This window comes from Achromobacter sp. Marseille-Q0513, from assembly GCF_018195695.1.
Lineage (GTDB): Bacteria > Pseudomonadota > Gammaproteobacteria > Burkholderiales > Burkholderiaceae_B > Achromobacter.
In genome coordinates, this window is the sequence record NZ_JAGTJY010000037.1 from 1 (window position 1) to 19,171 (window position 19,171).

At 69.1% G+C, this 19,171-nt stretch carries 17 protein-coding genes; 14 read left to right on the forward strand and 3 right to left on the reverse strand.

Going from position 1 to position 19,171, the window contains the following annotated elements; translation table 11 throughout:
• Position 1: 1 nt before the first annotated feature.
• From KDH83_RS10440 to KDH83_RS10450, 3 genes are all read left to right on the forward strand, one after another.
• The gene (locus KDH83_RS10440; protein WP_212315153.1) at positions 2-814 is read left to right on the forward strand and encodes an NAD(P)H-hydrate dehydratase; all 813 of its coding nucleotides are present in this window, start codon (positions 2-4) and stop codon (positions 812-814) included.
• Between the two features lie 177 nt (positions 815-991).
• Positions 992-1,225 carry a hypothetical protein gene (locus KDH83_RS10445; protein WP_103272179.1) on the forward strand — a complete coding sequence of 78 codons (234 nt, stop codon included), beginning with the start codon at positions 992-994 and terminating at the stop codon, positions 1,223-1,225.
• 417 nt (positions 1,226-1,642) lie between these two features.
• On the forward strand, positions 1,643-3,256 hold the full coding sequence (locus tag KDH83_RS10450) for an ABC transporter substrate-binding protein (protein WP_212315155.1): 1,614 nt from the start codon (positions 1,643-1,645) through the stop codon (positions 3,254-3,256).
• Between the two features lie 40 nt (positions 3,257-3,296).
• Here the strand turns inward: KDH83_RS10450 and KDH83_RS10455 are convergent, their stop codons facing one another.
• Positions 3,297-4,205, reverse strand: coding sequence for a LysR family transcriptional regulator (locus KDH83_RS10455; RefSeq protein ID WP_212315157.1), 909 nt, complete (start codon positions 4,203-4,205; stop codon positions 3,297-3,299).
• Positions 4,206-4,366: 161 nt separating this feature from the next.
• Between KDH83_RS10455 and KDH83_RS10460 the strand changes: the two genes are divergently transcribed.
• The 10 genes from KDH83_RS10460 (at position 4,367) to dapD (ending at position 16,153) form a co-directional block, all read left to right on the forward strand.
• Complete coding sequence (locus KDH83_RS10460; protein ID WP_349291617.1) at positions 4,367-5,803, forward strand: M20 family metallopeptidase; 1,437 nt, start codon at positions 4,367-4,369, stop codon at positions 5,801-5,803.
• Positions 5,804-5,859: 56 nt separating this feature from the next.
• Positions 5,860-6,834 carry a succinylglutamate desuccinylase/aspartoacylase family protein gene (locus KDH83_RS10465; RefSeq protein WP_212315159.1) on the forward strand — a complete coding sequence of 325 codons (975 nt, stop codon included), beginning with the start codon at positions 5,860-5,862 and terminating at the stop codon, positions 6,832-6,834.
• Positions 6,835-6,900: 66 nt separating this feature from the next.
• Complete coding sequence (locus tag KDH83_RS10470; protein ID WP_212315161.1) at positions 6,901-8,538, forward strand: ABC transporter substrate-binding protein; 1,638 nt, start codon at positions 6,901-6,903, stop codon at positions 8,536-8,538.
• Between the two features lie 46 nt (positions 8,539-8,584).
• Positions 8,585-9,562, forward strand: coding sequence for an ABC transporter permease (locus KDH83_RS10475; protein ID WP_212315163.1), 978 nt, complete (start codon positions 8,585-8,587; stop codon positions 9,560-9,562).
• 5 nt (positions 9,563-9,567) lie between these two features.
• Complete coding sequence (locus KDH83_RS10480) at positions 9,568-10,485, forward strand: ABC transporter permease (protein WP_212315166.1); 918 nt, start codon at positions 9,568-9,570, stop codon at positions 10,483-10,485.
• 132 nt (positions 10,486-10,617) lie between these two features.
• Positions 10,618-11,601 (forward strand): ABC transporter ATP-binding protein, encoded by a 984-nt coding sequence (locus tag KDH83_RS10485; protein ID WP_212315168.1) that lies wholly within the window; start codon positions 10,618-10,620, stop codon positions 11,599-11,601.
• Positions 11,598-12,608 carry an ABC transporter ATP-binding protein gene (locus tag KDH83_RS10490; protein WP_212315170.1) on the forward strand — a complete coding sequence of 337 codons (1,011 nt, stop codon included), beginning with the start codon at positions 11,598-11,600 and terminating at the stop codon, positions 12,606-12,608. The genes KDH83_RS10485 and KDH83_RS10490 overlap by 4 nt, the downstream gene beginning before the upstream one ends.
• Before the next feature lie 9 nt (positions 12,609-12,617).
• A complete protein-coding gene (locus KDH83_RS10495) occupies positions 12,618-13,523 on the forward strand; it encodes an alpha/beta hydrolase (RefSeq protein WP_212315172.1) in 906 nt (301 codons plus the stop codon).
• Positions 13,524-13,560: 37 nt separating this feature from the next.
• Positions 13,561-14,691 (forward strand): M20 family metallopeptidase, encoded by a 1,131-nt coding sequence (locus KDH83_RS10500; RefSeq protein WP_212315174.1) that lies wholly within the window; start codon positions 13,561-13,563, stop codon positions 14,689-14,691.
• 478 nt (positions 14,692-15,169) lie between these two features.
• Positions 15,170-16,153 (forward strand): 2,3,4,5-tetrahydropyridine-2,6-dicarboxylate N-succinyltransferase, encoded by a 984-nt coding sequence (gene dapD, locus KDH83_RS10505; protein WP_212315184.1) that lies wholly within the window; start codon positions 15,170-15,172, stop codon positions 16,151-16,153.
• A 73-nt stretch (positions 16,154-16,226) separates the two neighbouring features.
• Here dapD and KDH83_RS10510 read toward each other — a convergent pair whose 3' ends face one another.
• The gene (locus KDH83_RS10510) at positions 16,227-17,081 is read right to left on the reverse strand and encodes a class II glutamine amidotransferase (protein ID WP_212315187.1); all 855 of its coding nucleotides are present in this window, start codon (positions 17,079-17,081) and stop codon (positions 16,227-16,229) included.
• A 128-nt stretch (positions 17,082-17,209) separates the two neighbouring features.
• On the opposite strand from KDH83_RS10510, the gene KDH83_RS10515 reads away from it, so the two are divergent.
• Complete coding sequence (locus tag KDH83_RS10515; RefSeq protein ID WP_249205004.1) at positions 17,210-18,277, forward strand: low specificity L-threonine aldolase; 1,068 nt, start codon at positions 17,210-17,212, stop codon at positions 18,275-18,277.
• Between the two features lie 53 nt (positions 18,278-18,330).
• On the opposite strand, the gene KDH83_RS10520 is transcribed toward KDH83_RS10515, so the two are convergent.
• A complete protein-coding gene (locus KDH83_RS10520) occupies positions 18,331-19,164 on the reverse strand; it encodes an AraC family transcriptional regulator (protein ID WP_212315190.1) in 834 nt (277 codons plus the stop codon).
• Positions 19,165-19,171 lie beyond the last annotated feature (7 nt).

Sequence of the window (19,171 nt, forward strand, 5' to 3'; positions counted from 1 at the left end):
CCTGCCTGCCCTGTTCGCGCTGCGCGATCCGGACAGCCACAAGGGCAGCTTCGGCACCGTCGGCGTGGTCGGCGGCGGCCCGGGCATGACGGGCGCCGCGCTGCTGGCGGCCCGGGCCGCGCTCAAGACGGGCGCCGGCAAGGTGCTGGTCGGCTTCGCCGAGGACGCCTCGCCCCTGCCCTGCGATCCGCTGCAACCCGAACTGATGCTGCGCGACGCCCGCTCGCTGCTGAACGGCAACTGGAACGTGACGACCTGGGTGGCGGGCTGCGGCATCGGCGACGAGCCCCTGGCCGCCGATCTGCTGTCGCGCCTGTTCGCGCGGCGCGGCCAGGCGCCGCTGGTGCTGGACGCCGATGGCCTGAACCTGCTGGCGCGCGGCCAGGTCGAGCCGCATTGGGGCGATGGCCCGGTCGTGCTGACGCCGCATCCGGCCGAAGCGGCCCGCCTGCTCGGCCGGACAACCGCACAGGTACAGGCCGACCGCCCCGCCGCCGCCCAGCAGCTGGCTGGCCGCTACGACGCCTGGATCGTGCTCAAGGGGGCCGGCACCATCGTCTGCGCCCCCGATGGCGGCTGGCGGCGCAACACCAGCGGCAATCCCGGCCTGGCGACCGCCGGAACCGGGGACGTATTGGCGGGCATGCTGGGATCGCTGATCGCCCAAGGCCTGCCGCTGGAGCAGGCCGTCGCGGGCGCGGTCTGGCTGCACGGCGCGGCGGCGGACGCCCTGGTCATGAACGGCGTCGGCCCCTGCGGCCTGACGGCGGGCGAACTGGCCGACGCCGCCCGCACCTTGCGCAACCGGGGCTAGGGTCCCCTAGGGTTGCCGCCGTCTTGGGAAAAAGCCCGTCCCGCGGGCTAAGTCCCTGGCACAAAAACATTTTTACAACATTCACATGGTTGGCCCCGTTGCGCCCGTTGCCTTTTCCCTAGGGTTATCCCTATAATGGTTTACCCCAAGACGAAACGGACTGGACTGGAGAACACCATGAGCGAACTGACCCTGAACCACACTGCCCGCCTGACCGACGCGCTGGAGCGCGACCTGCTCCGCGGCGCCCTCGAAAACCAACCCAACGCCCACCCGCTGCTGAGCCTGAAGAAGGCCAGCAAGGCTGTGGTCGCCGGCATCGCCGCCGTGTTCGCCTTCATCGACGAAGTCAACGAATCGATGAACCGCGCCCGCGCCGCCAGCTCGCGCTTCTCCGGTTCCCAGTGGTAAGAACCGCCGCGTCGGCCTGAACCGCGATAGATCTCCCGCGGTTGATGCCGGCGCGCGGTGGTCGGAACGCCCGCTGCCCGCGCAGCGCCCGTTCCGGCCCCAGGCGCCCTGCCCCTCACCGGGCGCCTAAGCGCCGGGGCAGCCTCAAGAGAGGCTGCCCCGGCGTTTTTCATTTCCTCGGCATTTCCCGCCCAGACCGGCGCGATCGCGCGGTCCATTCCCGTTTTTCCCTGTCATCTCGGCGTTTTCCCTAGCGCCGCAGCCTGTCCCCGCGCATTGACAGCGCGCGAAGCCCCTACCGATAATCGGCCCCTTGCCGTCGTGCCTGGCGCCAAAGACCCTCCGTAAGCCCCGGCAGGCCCGCTAGGTCACTCCCTCAAGCACGATCCGGTTCGTTTTCCATCCGGAGTTGTCACCATGAAGTTGCGTACCACGCTGGCCCTCGCGGCCGCCGCCATTCCGCTGGCCGCCGTCCAGGCCCAGACGCTGAAGATCGGCCTGTCGGCCGAACCCACCTCGGCGGACCCCCACTATCACAAGATGACCCAGAACGACGCGTTCTCGGCGCACGTCTACAGCTCGCTGGTCGGCCGCAGCGCCGACATGAAGCTGGTGCCGGCCCTGGCCACCTCGTGGAAGAACCTGGACGACCTGACCTGGGAATTCAAGCTGCGCGACGACGTCAAGTTCTCGAACGGCAAGCCCTTCACGTCCGAGGACGTGCTGTTCACCATCTGCCGCACGCTGAACAACGAGACCAACGTGTCGCAGTCCTACATGGACACGACCAAGCTGATCACCGACGTGCAGACGCCCGACGCGCACACGGTCATCATCAAGACCGGCGCCCCGTTCCCCCTGATGCCCGCCGAAATGGCCCGCTCGCTGCCGATCGTCTGGAACGGCATCGTCGAGCACGGCAAGCTGACCTTCGACCCGAAGAAGGGCTGCGGCGTGACCGGCGCCTGGCCCACCGTGGCCGACTTCAACAACGGCAAGGACGCCATCGGCACCGGCCCCTACACGCTGAAGTCCTACGTCAAGGGCACCGGCATCGAGCTGGTCCGCAACGAGAACTATTGGGGTCCCAAGCCCTACTGGAAGGAAGTGAAGTTCGTGCCGGTGCCCTCCGCCGGCCCGCGCCTGACCGGCCTGTTGTCGGGCGACTTCGACATGATCGAGAACCCGGCCGCCCGCGACCTGCAGCGCCTGAAGGACAACCCCAAGTTCGGCTTCGTGGCCACGCCCTCGACCCGCCTGGTGTTCTTCCAGCCCGACATCGGCCGCGCCCAGAGCCCCTTCGTGAAGGCCGCCGACGGCAAGAATCCGCTGCAGGACCTGCGCGTGCGCAAGGCCATCTCCATGGCCATCGACCGCAAGACCATCACCGCCCGCATCATGGACGGCATGGCCACGCCCGCCTACCAGTTCATGCCCGACGGCATGTTCGGCGCCCTGCCCAAGGCCGAGGAAATCAAGTACGCCCCCGAAGGCGCCAAGAAGCTGCTGGCCGAGGCCGGCTACCCGAACGGCTTCGAACTGACCATCTCGTCCACCAACGACCGCTACGTCAACGACGGCCAGGTCGCCCAGGCCGTGGCCCAGTACCTGTCGCGCATCGGCATCAAGACCACGGTCGACGCGATGACCGCCTCGATCTACTTCCCCAAGCGCGCCAAGCGCGAGTTCAGCTTCTCGATGGGCGGCTGGCCGGCGGAAACGGGCGAGGCCTCGGCGCTGTTCCAGCTGTGGGTGGCCTCGCTGGATTCGCCCAACAGCCTGGGCACCAGCAACTACGGCGGCTTCTCCAACGCCGACTTCGACAAGGTCTACAAGCAGGCCATCGTGACGGTGGACGCGCCCAAGCGCGAAGCGCTGCTGCAGCAGTCGACCAAGATCGCGCTGGACAACGTGCCGCTGATTCCGCTGCACTTCGAAAGCAGCATCTGGGCGTTCCGCAAGGGCATCAGCTACGAAGGCCGCCGCGACCAGTTCACGCTGGCCACCTCGGTCAAGCCTGACGCGAAGTAATTCTCGCCGCCAGGAAAAAGCGCCCCTCGGGGCGCTTTTTTTATCGCTGGGCCGCCAGCAACCCGTCCAGCTCGCCGCACAGCAACGCGATGAACGCCTCGGTCCTGGGCGGCAGCACGCGGCCCTGCATCACCTGGATCTGCAAGGTGCGCGATTGCAGCTCGGCATTGGAGATCGGCACCGCCACGAGCTGATCGCGGTCCAGGCTGTGCGTCACCGAGATGTAGCCGCCCAGCATGATGGCGTCGGAGCCGTACACGAAGCCGTGCAGCGGCGAGGGATCGTTGCAGCTCAGCGCGGGTTCTATCTGCACCGACTCCAGCGCGCAACCCAGTTCGAACAGGCGTCGCGTGGTCGTGCCGGATCCGGTCAGCGCCATCGGATAGGCCTGCAGATCCTGCAGGCTGACGCTGGCGCGGCCCGCCAGCGGATGGTCGGCCGCCATCACCGCATGCACTGGCGCGCGGCGCGAGTAGCGCACGCTCAGGCCGCCGGCGCGCTCCATGTTGAAGGCCATGCCCAGCTCGGCCTGGCCCTCGGCCACGCGCCGCAGCACTTCCCTGGGCGTATCCACGTGCAGGTCGAAGCGCATGTCAGGCCAGTCCTGGCGAAAGCGCGCCATGGCCGCCGGCAGGAAGGTGCGCGCCACGCCCGCGACGGACGCCACGCGGATCTCGTCGCGCGCCGCGCCCTTGAGCGCGGCGATCTCCTGCAGCACCGATTCGGATTCCAGCATGGTGCGCCGCGCATGCGTCAGCAGCAGCCGGCCGGCGTCGCTGAGCACCATGCCGCGCGCGGCGCGCTCGAACAGCGGCGCGCCGGCCAGCTCTTCCAGCTTGGCGATCTGCCGGCTGATGGCCGACACCGCCACGTGCAGGCGCTCGGACGCGCCGCTCAGGCTGCCCGCCTGGGCCACTTCCACAAAGTACCTCAACGCGATACCGTGCATGTTCCCCCCGCAGGTGAATTGAGCGTCACGGCAAACTTTGCCTTTTTTGCAAAGCTGCCGATAAATATTCTAATTGTAGAGAAAGCTGCCCGGATCCTAGAATTCGGCGATACATCCAAGCGGGCGCGCCCAGCGACGCGCCAGGCACATAGGGGACAACCGTGTCAGCAGCAGTTTCCAGCGCCAGCCGCGCGGCCGCGATTGCGCGCGCGCTCGCCTATGCCGATGGCGGCGCCTTGCGCCGCGACCTGGCGGGCCTGGTCGCCCGCCGCAGCGTCAGCCAGGCGCCCGAACAGCGGCCCGAACTCTACGATTACCTGCGCGCCGCCGTGGCGCCCCGGCTGGAAGGCCTGGGATTTTCCTGTCGCATCGAAGACAACCCCGTGCAGGACGGCCCGCCCTTCCTGCTGGCCGAACGCATCGAATCCGCCGACCTGCCCACCGTGCTGCTCTATGCCCACGGCGACGTGGTGCGCGGCTACGACGAGCAATGGCGCGACGGCCTGTCGCCCTGGACGCTGGTCGAGGAAGGCGAGCGCTGGTACGGGCGCGGCACGGCCGACAACAAGGGCCAGTACTGCATCAACGTGGCCGCGCTGGAACAGGTGCTGGCCGAGCGCGACGGTCGTCTTGGCTTCAACGCCCGCATGCTGGTCGAATGCGGCGAGGAGGTTGGCTCGCCCGGCCTGCACGCCGCCTGCGGCCAGTGGCGCGACGCCTTGAAGGCCGACGTCTTCATCGCCTCGGACGGCCCGCGCCTGGCGGCGGACCTGCCCACGCTGTTCCTCGGTTCGCGCGGCACGCTGCTATTCGACCTGGAGGTCAATCTGCGCAGCCACGCGCACCACTCGGGCAACTGGGGCGGCGTGCTGCCCAACCCCGGCCTGATCCTGGCGCACGCGCTGGCCAGCCTGGTCGACGCGCGCGGCCGCCTGCGGGTCGACGGCCTGCGTCCGCCCCCCATCCCCGCCGCCGTGCGCCGCGCGCTGTCCACCATCGAGGTCGGCCGCGACGAGGACGCGCCCGAAACGGATCCCGACTGGGGCGAACCGGGCCTGAGCCTCGCCGAACGGCTGTTCGGCTGGAATACGCTGGAAGTGCTGGCCTACAAGACCGGCAATCCCGACAACCCCGTGGGCGCCATACCCGGACGCGCGGCCGCCACCTGCAACCTGCGCTTCGTGGTCGGCACCGACTGGCGCGCCGCCAGCGAGATCCTGCGCGCCCACCTGGACGCGCACGGCCTTGCCCAGGTGCAGGTCAAGGTCCGGCGCGGCACCCCCGCCACCCGGCTCGACCCGGACGATGCCTGGGCCCGCTGGGCCGCGGCATCCTTGGCCGCGACCACCGGCGCCGCGCCCGCCATCCTGCCCAATCTGGGCGGCACCGTGCCCAACGACGCGTTCTCGGACGTGCTGGGACTGCCCACGATCTGGGTGCCGCATTCCTACCCCGCCTGCTGCCAGCACGGCCCGGACGAACATCTGCTGGCCCCGGTCGCCCGGCAGGCCATAGCCATCATGGCCGGCCTGTTCTGGGACCTGGGCGAGCAGGGCCCGGCCGTTCTGGCAGAACGCCAGGCGGCCACGGCCGGCTGACCGCCGCGCAGGCCGCTTTCTTCCCTATACAATCCCCCCGCTTCATCGGAGTCCTCATGTCCACACCCGCCGCCGCGCCCAGTCCGCGCCCCTTCCTGCTCGCCTGTCCGGACCTGTCGTCCGAGCGCGCCGGCAATACGGACACCCCCGGGGTGTGGCACTTCGATTCCGGCGTGCCGGGCAAGCGCGTCATGCTGAGCGCGCTGATCCACGGCAATGAACTGTGCGGCGCCTGGGCGCTCAAGGACGCGCTGGCCGCCGGCCTGCGTCCGCGCCGGGGCAGCCTGACGCTGGCCTTCTGCAACCTAGCCGCCTTCGACCGCTTCGACCCGTCCAACTACGCGCCCGCGCGCTTCGTCGACGAGGACATGAACCGCGTCTGGAGCGAGGACAAGCTGTCCGCGCCGAACAGCCAGGAACGCCGCCGCGCGGCCCAGATCCGTCCCTGGGTGGAACGCAGCGACTGGCTGCTGGACTTCCACTCGATGAGCAATTCCGACGTGCCGCTGCAGCTGACCGGCATGGAACAGCGCAACATCGACCTGGCGCTGGCGCTGGGCAACCCCGCCACCATCATCGCCGACGCCGGCCATGCCGCCGGCGTGCGCATGCGCGACTACGGCCGCTTCGGCGAGGCCGGCGACAACGGCACCCGCTCGCTGCTGATCGAATGCGGTTTCCATGGCGCGCCCGAAGCGCACGGCGTGGCGCTGGACCAGCTGGCCCGCTTCCTGCTCGCCGCCGACACCGTGGACCGCGCCGACCTGCCGGCCGCCTGGTTCGCGCCGGACGCCGGCGCGCAGCGCGCGCTGCGCGTCACGCATGCCGTGGCCGCCAAGAGCGCCGACTTCCGCTTCGCCCAGCCCTGGAAGGGGCTGGAGACGTTGCCGCGCGCCGGCGACCTGATCGGCTGGTCCGAGGGCGAGCCGGTGGTCACGCCCTATGATGATTGCGTGCTGATCATGCCGTCCACGGCCAACCTGCGCCCGGGCGTGACGGTGGTCCGGCTGGCGCAGCCCATCGCCGCATAAATACGGCAGGCGCCCCCCAGAGGGCGCCGCCCGCAACACACCACAACACCTACAAGGGGAAAACACATGTCTGCCAAGACAATCCAACGCCTGCTCCCGGCCGCCTGTGCTCTGGCCGCCGCGCTGACCGCCTGTCCCACCGCCGCGCTGGCCCAGGCCGGCGCGCTGCGCATCGGCCTGTCGTCCGAACCCACCGCGATGGACCCGCACTACCATCAGGTCACGCCCAACGACGCGATGGTCTCGCACGTGTTCGAGACGCTGGTCGGCCAGGACGCGGCCATGAAGCTGACCCCGCGCCTGGCCACGGCCTGGAAGGCGGTGGACGACACCACCTGGGAATTCACGCTGCGCCAGGGCGCCAAGTTCTCCAACGGCCAGCCCTTCACCCCGCAGGACGTGATCTTCACGTTCTGCCGCGTGATGAACAACGAGCAGTCCATCGGCGGCTCCCACCCCGCCGTGGTGCAGAAGTTCGCCAGCGTCGAAGCGCGCGGCGACGACACGCTGGTCATCAAGACGCGCCTGCCCTATCCGCTGCTGCCCAACGACATGAGCCGCATGCCCATGCTGTGGAGCGGCATCGTCCAGCACGGCCCGATCACGTTCGACCTGAAGAACGGCTGCGGCGTGACCGGCCCCTGGCCCACCGTGGCCGACTTCAACGGCGGCAAGTCCGCCATTGGCACCGGCCCCTACACGCTCAAGTCCTATGTGAAGGGCAGCGCCATCGAACTGACCCGCAACGAAGGCTACTGGGGCGACAAGCCAGCCTGGGGCGAGGTCAAGCTGATCCCCTCGCCGTCGGCCGGTCCGCGCCTGACGGGCCTGTTGGCCGGCGACTTCGACCTGATCGAGAACCCCGCCGCGCGCGACGTCAAGCGCATCTCGGAAACGCCGGGCTTCGGCTACGTGATCACGCCGTCCGTGCGCGTGGTGTACTTCCAGTTCGACGTGGCGCGCTCGCCCAGCCCCACGGTCAAGGCCGCCGACGGCAAGAACCCGCTGCAGGACGTGCGCGTGCGCCGCGCCATTTCCATGGCCATCGACCGCAAGGCCATCGCCGCCCGCATCATGGACGGCGCCGCCACCCCGGCCAACCAGTTCCTGCCCGACGGCATGTTCGGCACGCTGCCGCAGCCGCCGGAACTCAAGTACGCCCCCGAAGCCGCCAAGAAGCTGCTGGCCGAGGCCGGCTACCCGAACGGCTTCGAGCTGGCCGTGTCGTCCACCAACGACCGCTACATCAACGACGCCCAGATCTCGCAGGCGGTGGCGCAGTACCTGTCGCGCGTGGGCATCAAGGCCTCGGTCGACGCGATGACGCGCTCGATCTACTTCCCCAAGCGCGCCAAGCGCGAGTTCAGCTTCGCCATGGGCGGCTGGTCGTCGGAAACGGGCGAAGCCTCGTCTTTCCTGCAATACTGGGTCTCCGCGTTCGACAAGGAGCACGGCCTGGGCACCAGCAACTACGGCGGCTACGACAACCCGGCGTTCGACCAGGTCTTCAAGCGTGCCCTGGTCACGGTGGACCCGGCCGCGCGCGAAAAGCTGCTGCAGGAATCGCTGGCGATCGCGCTGGCGGACCTGCCCAGCATCCCGCTGCACTTCGAAAGCAGCATCTGGGCGTACCGCAAGGGCCTGACCTACGAAGGCCGCGCCGATCAGTACACCCTGGCCATGTCGGCCAAGCCCGCCAAGTAGCCCCGCCTGGCGCCCGCAACTCCCGAGCCCACCAAGGAAATATCAAGTGGCCCTATTCATCTTGCGCAGGTTGATACAGAGCCTGTTCGTACTGCTGGCCGTCTCGGTCGTGGTCTTCTTCGCGGTGTATGCCGTGGGCGACCCGATCGAGCTGCTGGTCAGCCCCGAGGCCAGCCAGGCCGCCCGCGAAGCCATGATCGCCCGCCTCGGGCTGGACCTGCCCGTGTGGCAGCAGTACACGGGCTTCCTGTGGCGCGCGCTGCACGGCGATCTGGGCGTGTCCTTCGTCCACGGCATCCCCGCCATCGAGCTGATCGTGCAACGCATCCCGGCCACCTTCGAGCTGGTGGTCGTGGCCATCGGGCTGACCTGTATCATCGGCATCCCGCTGGGGCTGGTCGCCGGCCTGTACCGCGACGAGCCGCTGGGCCGCGGCATCATGGCCTCGTCGGTGCTGGGCTTCTCGCTGCCCAACTTCTGGCAGGGCATGATGCTGATCCTGCTGTTCGCCGTGTGGCTGGGCTGGCTGCCGGCCACGGGCCGCGGCGACACCGTCACTGTGCTGGGCGTGCGGCTGTCGATCCTGACCGCCGACGGCTGGTCGCACCTGATCATGCCGGCCATCAACCTGGCGCTGGCCAACATCGCGCTGGTGCTGCGCCTGACCGCCTCGGGCGTGGTCGAGGCGCGCAGCCAGGACTACGTGAAGTTCGCGCGCGCCAAGGGCGTCAAGCCGGGCCGCATCGTGCGCCGCCATATCCTGCGCAACATCCTGATCCCCGTGGTGACCGTGATTGGCATGGAATTCGGCACGCTGATCGCGTACTCCACCATCACCGAGACGGTGTTCGCCTGGCCCGGCATGGGCAAGCTGCTGATCGACAGCGTCTACCAGCTGGACCGCCCCGTGGTAGTGGCCTACGTGATGCTGGTCACCCTGATCTTCGTGGTCATCAACCTGGTCGTGGACATCCTGTACGCCGCGCTCGACCCGCGCGTGCAGCTCGTGACCCCCGCTCAATAATCGTCATGGCTCAATCTCCCAATCCCGGCCGCACCCGCACCGCCCAGCCCCTGGCGGACACGCCCAAGCGCGCCTCCATCCTGAAGAAACTGCGCTCGCGGCCCACCGTGCGCGGCTCGGCCATCGCGCTGGCCGTGCTGATCATCCTGGTGGTGTTCGCGCCCTACTTCGCGCCGCAGAACCCCTACGACCTCGCCAACCTCTCGCTCATGGACGGCCGCCTGGCGCCGCGCCAGGCGCTGATGGACGGCAGCATCGCCTGGCTGGGCACCGACGACCAGGGCCGCGACATGCTCAGCGCCATCCTGTATGGCCTGCGCATCAGCCTGATGGTGGGCCTGTCCGCCGTGGTGCTGGCCACCGCCGTGGGCGGCGCGGTCGGCCTGGTGGCCGCCTACATGGGCGGCGTGGTCGACACCATCCTGATGCGCATCGTGGACTTCATCCTGGGCTTTCCGACCATCCTGGTGGCGCTGGTGCTGCTGGTGGTGATGGGGCGCGGCGTGGACAAGGTGATCCTGGCGCTGGTGCTGGTGCAATGGGGCCACTACGCGCGCATCATGCGCGGCCGCGCGCTGCAGGAGCGGCGCAAGGAATACGTGGAGGCCGCCGCCAACCTGGGCTTCCCGGCCTGGCGCATCATGGCCTTCCACCTGCTGCCGAACTGCCTGGGCCCGGTCATGGTGTTCGCCACCATCCAGATCGCGACCGCGATCGCGCTGGAAGCCACGCTGTCCTTCCTGGGCGTGGGCGTGCCCATCACCGAGCCGTCGCTGGGCCTGTTGATCTCCAACGGCTTCCAGTACCTGCTCTCGGGCGACTACTGGATCAGCCTGTTCCCGGGCATCGCCCTGCTGCTGCTGATCCTGTCCATCAACATCGTCGGCGACCGCCTCCGCGAAAGCCTGGATCCGAAAAGATGAGGCCCACCCCCGAAGCGCTGCGCGCTTCCCCCTCAAGGGGGCGTGCTGGCAGACCGGCGAAGCCGGCTCCGCGGCACCCCGATGGAGCGACACCCGATACCTGCGTGGCGGTTTGCGCAATGGATGACTGACATGAGCGAGACCATTCTAGAGGTGCGCGGCCTGCGCACCGCATTCCATACCGAAGCCGGCGCCTGGCCGGCCGTCGACGGCGTCGACCTGACCGTGCGCCGCGGCGAGATCGTGGGCCTGGTCGGCGAATCCGGCTCGGGCAAGTCCGTGACCGGCTTCTCGTTGCTGGGCCTGATCGATCCCCCCGGGGAAGTGGTCGAGGGCGAGGTCCGCTTCAAGGGCCAGGACCTGCGCAAGTACAGCGAAGAACAGATGCGCCAGCTGCGCGGCGACCGCATCGCGATGATCTTCCAGGATCCGCTGATGACGCTGAACCCGGTGCTGCGCATCGGCGAACAGATGATGGAAGCCATCCAGACGCACGCGGACGTGCCGCGCGCCGAAGCGCTCGAGCGCTGCCGCGAGGCGCTGGAGATGGTGGGCATCCCCTCGCCCGAAACACGCCTGAAGAGCTATCCGCACGAGTTCTCCGGCGGCATGCGCCAGCGCGTGGCCATCGCCATCGCCATGCTGAACAAGCCCGACCTGATCATCTGCGACGAGCCCACTACCGCGCTGGACGTCACCATCCAGGGCCAGATCCTCTACCGCATGCAGGAGATCTGCCGCCAGCACAACACCGCGCTGATCTGGATCACCCACGACCTGGGCGTGGTCGCCGAACTGGCCGACCGCGTGGCCGTCATGTATGCCGGCCGCATCGTCGAGAGCGGCCCGGTCGAACAGGTGCTGGAAGCGCCGCGCCATCCGTACACGCGCGGCCTGCTGGACTCGATGCCCGGCGCCACGCAGCCCGGCGCGCGCCTGCACCAGATCAACGGCATGGCGCCTAGCCTGTCCGGCCGCCCCTCGGGCTGTGCGTTCCGGCCGCGCTGTCCCAGCGCGGTCACGCGCTGCACCGAGCAAGCCCCCACCGTCACCACCGAAGGCCCGCGCAGCTTCCGCTGCTACGTGCCGATCGCCCGCGAGGCCGAGCAAGCATGAACCAAGCCGATACTCCCGTCATCGAGCTGAAGAACGTCCACAAGCGCTTCGAGCAACGCCCCGACCTGGCCCAGCGCATCCTGGCCCTGGCCGGCCGTCCCATCGACCGCCGCACCGTCTACGCCGTCAACGGCGTGGACCTGTCCATCCGCCGAGGCGAGGTGGTCGGCCTGGTGGGCGAATCGGGCTGCGGCAAGTCCACGCTGGGCCGCGTGGTGGCCGGCCTGCATCGCCAGACCGAGGGCGAGCTGCTGTACCAGGGCCGCGATGCGGCCCGCCTGCGCGGCGCCGACAAGCTGGCCTACACGCTGGGCGTGCAGATGATCTTCCAGGATCCGCAGGCCTCGCTGAACCCGCGCCAGCGGCTGCGCCAGATCCTGGGCGAGGCGCTGAAAGTGCACAAGCTGGCGCCGCCGGCCGACATCCCCGCGCGCATCGACCAGGCGCTGTCCGAGGTCGGCCTGGACCGCGAATACCGCGATCGTTTCCCGCACCAGATCTCCGGCGGCCAGCGCCAGCGCATCGGCATCGCCCGCGCGCTGATGGTGGCGCCCAAGTTCCTGGTCTGCGACGAGCCGGTAGCCGCGCTGGACGTATCGATCCAGGCGCAGGTGATCAACCTGTTCATGGATCTGCGTGAACAGCACGGCTTCACCTACCTGTTCATCAGTCATGACCTGGGCGTGGTCAAGCACATCTCCGACCGCGTCGCCATCATGTACCTGGGCAAGATCGTCGAGATCTCGACCGCCGCCGAGATCTTCGCGCGCGCCAACCACCCCTATACCCAGGCCCTGATGGCCGAGGTGCCGGACGTGGGCCGGCGCGGCCGCCAGTTCACGCCCATCAAGGGCGAAATCCCGTCGCCGCTGAATCCGCCGCCGGGCTGTACCTTCAACCCGCGCTGTCCGCACGCCATGCCGCGCTGCCGCGAGCAGGCGCCGGTCCTGAAGGAAATCTCGCCGGGCCACTGGTCGGCCTGCCATCTGAACGAAGCCACCGCCTGACACGTCGCCATGAAACCTGCCGAACTCACCAACGTCGACCGCATCGCCATTGAACTGGGCCATGCCGGCCGCAACGCCATTCCCTACATCGACGACGACCGCAACGCCGACCGTCCGTTCAAGCTGCAGACCTACCGCCCCTATGGCTACACGCCCGACCGTCCGGTCGTGATCGTGCAGCACGGCGTGCTGCGCAACGGCGACGAATACCGCGACTTCTGGGTGTCGGCCGCCGACAAGCACAAGCTGCTGATCGTGGCGCTGACCTTCTCCAACGAGATCTGGCCCGGCGTCGAAAGCTACAACAACGGCCGCGTGTTCTCGGCCGGCGGCAATCCGCGCCACATCGACGGCTGGACCTATGCGCTGGTGGGCAGCGTGGTGCGCGACCTGATCGCCGCCGAGATCACCGACGGCCAGAACGTCCATCTGTTCGGCCACTCCGCCGGCGGCCAGTTCGTGCACCGGCTGATGAGCAGCCAGTCGCACGCGCCGTTCAAGGCCGTGGCCGCGGGCAACCCCGGCTGGTACACGCTGCCGACCTTCGACCACCCCTTCCCCGAAGGCATGGCCGGCGTCGGCCTGACCGAGGATCACCTGGTCAAGCTGCTGGCCTATCCCATGACCATCCTGGCCGGCGACCAGGACATCGCCACCGACGATCCCAACCTGCCCTCGGAACCCGCCGCCATGCGCCAGGGCCCGCACCGTTTTGCGCGCGCGCAGAACTACTTCGAGGCCGGCCGCAAGGAAGCCGAGCGCCGCGGCGTGCCGTTCAACTGGACGCTGCAGGTGGTGCCCGGCATCGGTCATGACGGCCGCGCCATGTCGGCCGTCTGCGCCAGCCTCTGGTTCGACGGCCGCATGCCCGACGACGCCGAGCTGGCCCGCCTGGCCGGCCAGCAGGTCGCCTGATCGTTCCCCTTCCGCCTAGCCGATACCCGATACCGCCATGTCCTCGACCCTCAGCACCGAACAGCTCGTCTCCGGCATCCAGTCCTGGCTGCTTTGCGAATCGCCCTCCAACTATCCCGACGGCATCGCCGCCATGGCCCGCATCATCGCCGGCCAGGCCGAGGCCGCCGGCCTGAAGGTGGAACTGTCCGCCATCGGCCCGGACACCGGACCGCTGCTGTACGCCACCAACCGCGCCGACGGCGACGACCGTCCCGGCATCCTGATCCTGGCCCACATGGACACCGTGCATCCGGTGGGCACGCTCAAGGACAACCCGGTGCGCGTCGAGGGCGACCGCCTGTACGGCCCTGGCAGCTACGACATGAAGGCCGGCATCTACCTGGCCCTGTCGGCGCTGGCCACCGTGGCCCGCCCCGGCGACACGCGCCTGCCCGTGGACTTCCTGGTGGTGCCGGACGAAGAGACCGGCAGCCATGCGTCGCGCGCCCACATCGAGCGCTACGCCGCCAACGCCAAGTACGCGCTGGTGTGCGAGCCGGCGCGCGCCAATGGCGGCAAGTGCGTGACCGCGCGCAAGGGCACCGGCATGCTGAACCTGAACGTCAAGGGCCGTCCGGCGCACGCCGGCATGAACCACGACAAGGGCCGCAGCGCCATCCGCGAAATGGCGCACCAGGTGCTGGCGCTGGAAGCCATGACCGACTACGAGCGCGGCATCACCGTGAGCGTGGGCACCATCGCCGGCGGCACCGTCACCAACACCGTGCCGGCGCACTGCCGCTGCGTGGTGGACTTCCGCGTGCCCGACATGGGCGCGGCCGAGGACGTGCTGCGCCGCATGCGCGAGCTGTGCGCCGTGGGTCCGGACGTGGAGCTGGACATCGACGTCGAGCTGAACCGCCCGCCCATGGTCAAGACCGAGGCCGCCGCCGCCCTGCTGGCGCTGGTCCAGGGCTACGCCGAGCGCGCCGGCTTCCTGCTGGAAGACGCGCCCATGACCGGCGGCGGCAGCGACGCCAACTTCACCTCGGCCATGGGCGTGCCCACGCTGGACGGCCTGGGCGCGGACGGCGACGGCGCGCACACGCTGCATGAGTACATCCTGGTGTCGACGCTGGAGCAGCGGCTGAAGTTCTGGGAATTGCTGTTGAAGGAATTGGCCTGAAAACGGGCGTCGCCCTCGGGCGACGCCCGTTTCATCGCTGCACAGCGAATTGGTCGTGCCTCTTCTGCGGGACTACGTCCTATTGCTATCTGTGTCACGTTTCATGCCGGCGCCCCATGTGGGAGACTTTCAGTCGCCATATACCGCAACCTCCGGACATTGCACGTGACCAGAACCCTCAATACCCACATGGAAAGGGCTACCCATCGACGCGACTCGCAGACCGGATCTCATCCTTCGAGCGGGCCGCGCACGATCGTTGTTCGTCATCCTCTGCGATATTCACTGCCCAAGTTATTGGCTGAAATGCCCAACGGACTCCCGCTGGTCAGAAACTGGCAGGACATGCGTGCCGTCGGGTTGGAATGCGGTATCCCGTAATTCCCCCTGACACCTGGGCCCGGCTTGAAGCGATAATGCGTCGTTAAGCCCCGCGCACGAGCGCGCGGCGCATGCCGTTTCATCCCGCAGGCCCACCATGCCCGACCCTTCCGCCCCCGTCAGCGCCGTCGCCTACGGCCTGGCCACCCTGGCCGCCGATGGCGCCATCCTGGATACCTGGTATCCGCGCCCCTCGCTGGCCGATCACACGCCCGCCGGCGGCACCCGCCACCTGACGCCCGAGGAAGCGCGCGCGGCGCTGGGCGAGCATGTGCCGACGGCCCTGGCGCGCGACACGCGCCGCAAGGTCGAGATCGTGGCCGTGCGCACCGCCATCGCCTCGCTGGATGAACCGCCGGCGGACGCGCATGACGCCTACCTGCGGCTGCATCTGCTCAGCCATCGCCTGATCCGCCCGCACGACGCCAACCTGGACGGCCTGTTCAACGTGCTGTCCAACGTGGCCTGGACCTCGGCCGGCCCCTGCCCGGTGGACCAGATCGACGCGCTGCGCTGGCACCTGCGCGCCACCGGCCAGACGCTGGAAATCCGTGGCGTGGACAAGATCCCGCGCATGACCGACTACGTGGTGCCGCAAGGCGTGCGCATCGCCGACACGGCCCGCGTGCGGCTGGGCGCGCACCTGTCACCCGGCACCACGGTGCTGCATGAAGGCTTCTGCAATTTCAACGCCGGCACGCTGGGCGCGTCCATGGTCGAGGGCCGCATCAGCGCCGGCGTCATCGTCGACGATGGCAGCGACATCGGCGGCGGCGCGTCCATCATGGGCACCATGTCCGGCGGCGGCAAGCAGGTGGTATCGATCGGCAAGCGCTGCCTGCTGGGCGCGAATTCCGGCATCGGCATCTCGCTGGGCGACGACTGCGTGGTCGAGGCCGGCTGCTACATCACCGCCGGCACGCGCGTGCTCACGCCCGAGGGCGCGGTGGTCAAGGCGGTGTCGCTGGCCGGCCAGCACGGGCTGCTGTTCCGCCGCAACTCGCAGACCGGCGCGGTCGAGGCGCTGGTGCGCACGGCCGCCTGGGGCACGCTCAACCCGGCGCTGCACAGCGGCCACTAGGCCGCAACGGATCGCTCCGGCGCCACGGCTGGCGCCGGACGCGCTCCATCACATCAAGCCTCAGGCGCGCCCATCAGGCGCCAGGCGCGATCGGCGCGAACGGGAAATGCCGCAGTTCGCCACGCGCGGCGATCAGCGCGGTGGATTCGGGCACTTCCTCCCAGGCGTCCGCCATGTCAGTCAGCGGTTCGGACAGCAGCAGGAAGGTGTCATCGTCCAGCGCCGCGATCTGCGGATCGTCGGGATACAGCTGGCGCAGGTGCTGCACGCAGGTGTTGTGGAACAGCGTGCGCGACTCGCGCTCGCTGGAATAGCGCACCGCGATCATGCGCTCGCCATCCAGCGCGCACACCGTCATGTTGATGGGCTGCGCCACGCCATGGCGGCGCCCGGTCTCTTCCACCGCCCCCACCATGCGCGCCAGCGCCGGCAGCGGGTCTTCCTCCAGGCCGAAGCTCAGCGCCAGCAGGAACATCAGCTCGGAATCGGTCGACCCTTCGAGCGAGCCGAAATACGCCGGCGCGATCATCAGCATCAGGTCGCGCCGCAGCAGCGGAAAGTCGCGGATCAGGCCGTTGTGCACGAACAGCCAGTTGCCATGGCGGAACGGATGGCAGTTGGTTTCCTGCGCCGGCGTGTCGGTGGCGGCGCGGATGTGCGCGACGAACAGCGAGGAATGGATGGCGCGCGCGGCCTCGCGCAGGTTGCGGTCGTTCCAGGCCGGATGCACGCTGCGGTAGCGGAACGGCGGCTCCAGGGAGCCGTCCGCCGCCGGGCGGGCGTACCAGCCCAGCCCGAAGCCGTCGCCGTTGGTGGTGGTGGCACCCAGCCGCGCATGCAGGCTCTGGTCGATCAGGGAATGGCGCGCCTTGAACAGCACGCGCTCCATCTGCAGGGGACTGCCGGTATAAGCGAGCCAGCGGCACATGGGATGCTCCTTCTATACGCGTTCCTTGCGGGCCAGTGTAGGAGCAGGCCGCAATTTTCTACAAGCGCGGCGGGCCGGCGCGCGGCATAGTCGGGGTCTATCCCCGAATCATTCCCCGGAGTCCCGCCTTGCACACGCCCGCCTCTCCCGACGCCCCGCAGATGGGTTTTTCCAGCGACAACATCGCCGGCGCCAGCCCCGAGATCCTGGCCGCGCTGGCGGCGGCCGGCCACGGCCAGGCGCAACCCTACGGCGCCGACGAGGGTTCGGTGCAAGTGCGCCGCCAGCTGGCCGACATCTTCGAGCGCGAGGTCGACGTACTGCTGGTGCCGACCGGCACCGCCGCCAATTCGCTCAGCCTCTCGGCGCTGACGCCGCCCTGGGGCAGCGTGCTGTGCCATGCGCAAAGCCATATCGCCAACGACGAATGCGGCGCGCCCGAGTTCTATACCGGCGGCGCGCGCCTGACGTTGCTGGGCGGCGCCGACGCCAAGATCGATCCCGCGCAGCTGGCCGTCGAGGCACGCCGCAAGGCGGGCGATGTGCATTCGATGCAGCCGTCCTGCGTCAGCATCACCCAGGCCACCGAGACCGGCGGCGTCTACACGCTGGACGAGCTGCGCGCCATCGGCGCCGTCTGCCGCGACGCGGGACTGCCGCTGCACATGGACGGCGCGCGCTTCGCCAACGCGCTGGTCAGCCTGGATTGCAGCCCGGCCGAGATGACCTGGAAGGCGGGCGTGACCGCGCTGTCCTTCGGCGCCACCAAGAATGGCGCGCTGGGCGTGGAGGCCATCGTGCTGTTCGATCCCGCGCCGGCCAAGGCGCTGGCGTTCCGCCGCAAGCGCGGCGGCCATCTGTTTTCCAAGATGCGCCTGCTGTCGGCGCAGATGCAGGCCTATCTGGACGGCGATCTGTGGTTGCGCAACGCGCGCCAGGCCAATGCCATGGCGCGGCGCCTGGCGGCCGGCATGGAAGGCCTGCCCGGCGTGGCGCTGCAGGGCCGCGCCGATGCCAACATCCTGTTCTGCCGCCTGCCCGCTGCCGCCATCGACAGCCTGCTGGCGCAGGGCTTCGGCTTCTACCATGACCGCTGGGGCCCGGGCATCGTGCGCCTGGTCACTTCGTTCGCCACGCGCGAACAGGACGTGGATCACTTCCTGTCGGCGCTGCGCGCCGCCGTGGCGCGCGCATGACGTTGCCTGCATGAGACCGCCTGCATGGGGGTTGCCTGCGTGAGCTTGTCTGCCTATGCCGCGCCGCCTGGCTGGTAGGCCGATGGCGGCGCGCCATAGGCCACGCGGAAGGCGCGGTTGAAATGGCTCTGGTCGTAGAAGCCCACCTCGGCCGCGACCTGCGCCACGCTCAGGCCGGACACGGCCAGCGCCGCGCAGGCCCGCTCCAGCCGCAGCCGCACCAGCCAGGCGTGGGGCGTCAGTCCGAAGGAATGCGCGAAACGGCGCAGGAACTGGAAGCGGCTCAGGCCGCACAGCGCGGCCAGGTCTTGCAGGCCGATCTTCTCGCTCAGGCGCTCCTGGCAGTAGTCCAGCACGCGGCGGCGGTGCTCGGCCGACAGGCCGCCCTTGACCGCGCGCGGCACCGCCGCGCCGCTGCGCGCGAACAGCGCGGCCATGACGGCCAGCGACGCCTCATCGCGCGCCATCGGCGTGACGGACGCGTCGGACATCCAGGCGCCATGCAGCGCCATCAGCCGCTGCGCCAATCCCGCGTCCTCGATCAGCGTGGCGAGGAATCGCTCCTCGCCCGCGCCGCCCACCACTTCGCGCAGGAATCTCCGCATCAGCTCCGGCGCGATGCGGAAGGTCTGGAGCGTATGGGAAAGACCATAGTCGGACACGCCCGCGCCATCATGGATTTCACCCGGCGGCATCAACGCGACGGCGCCCGGCCCCAGCAACACGCTGCGACCGCGAAAGCTCTGCCTCTGCACACCCTGCGTCACCAGCCCGATGTGATAGTCCACGTGATAGTGGCGATCGAACTGGAACTCGGTGATCCGCGCCTGCCCCAGCACCATGCCGGGCATGCCGGGTACGGGATGGTATCGAACGACGTCCTTCATGGCGGGA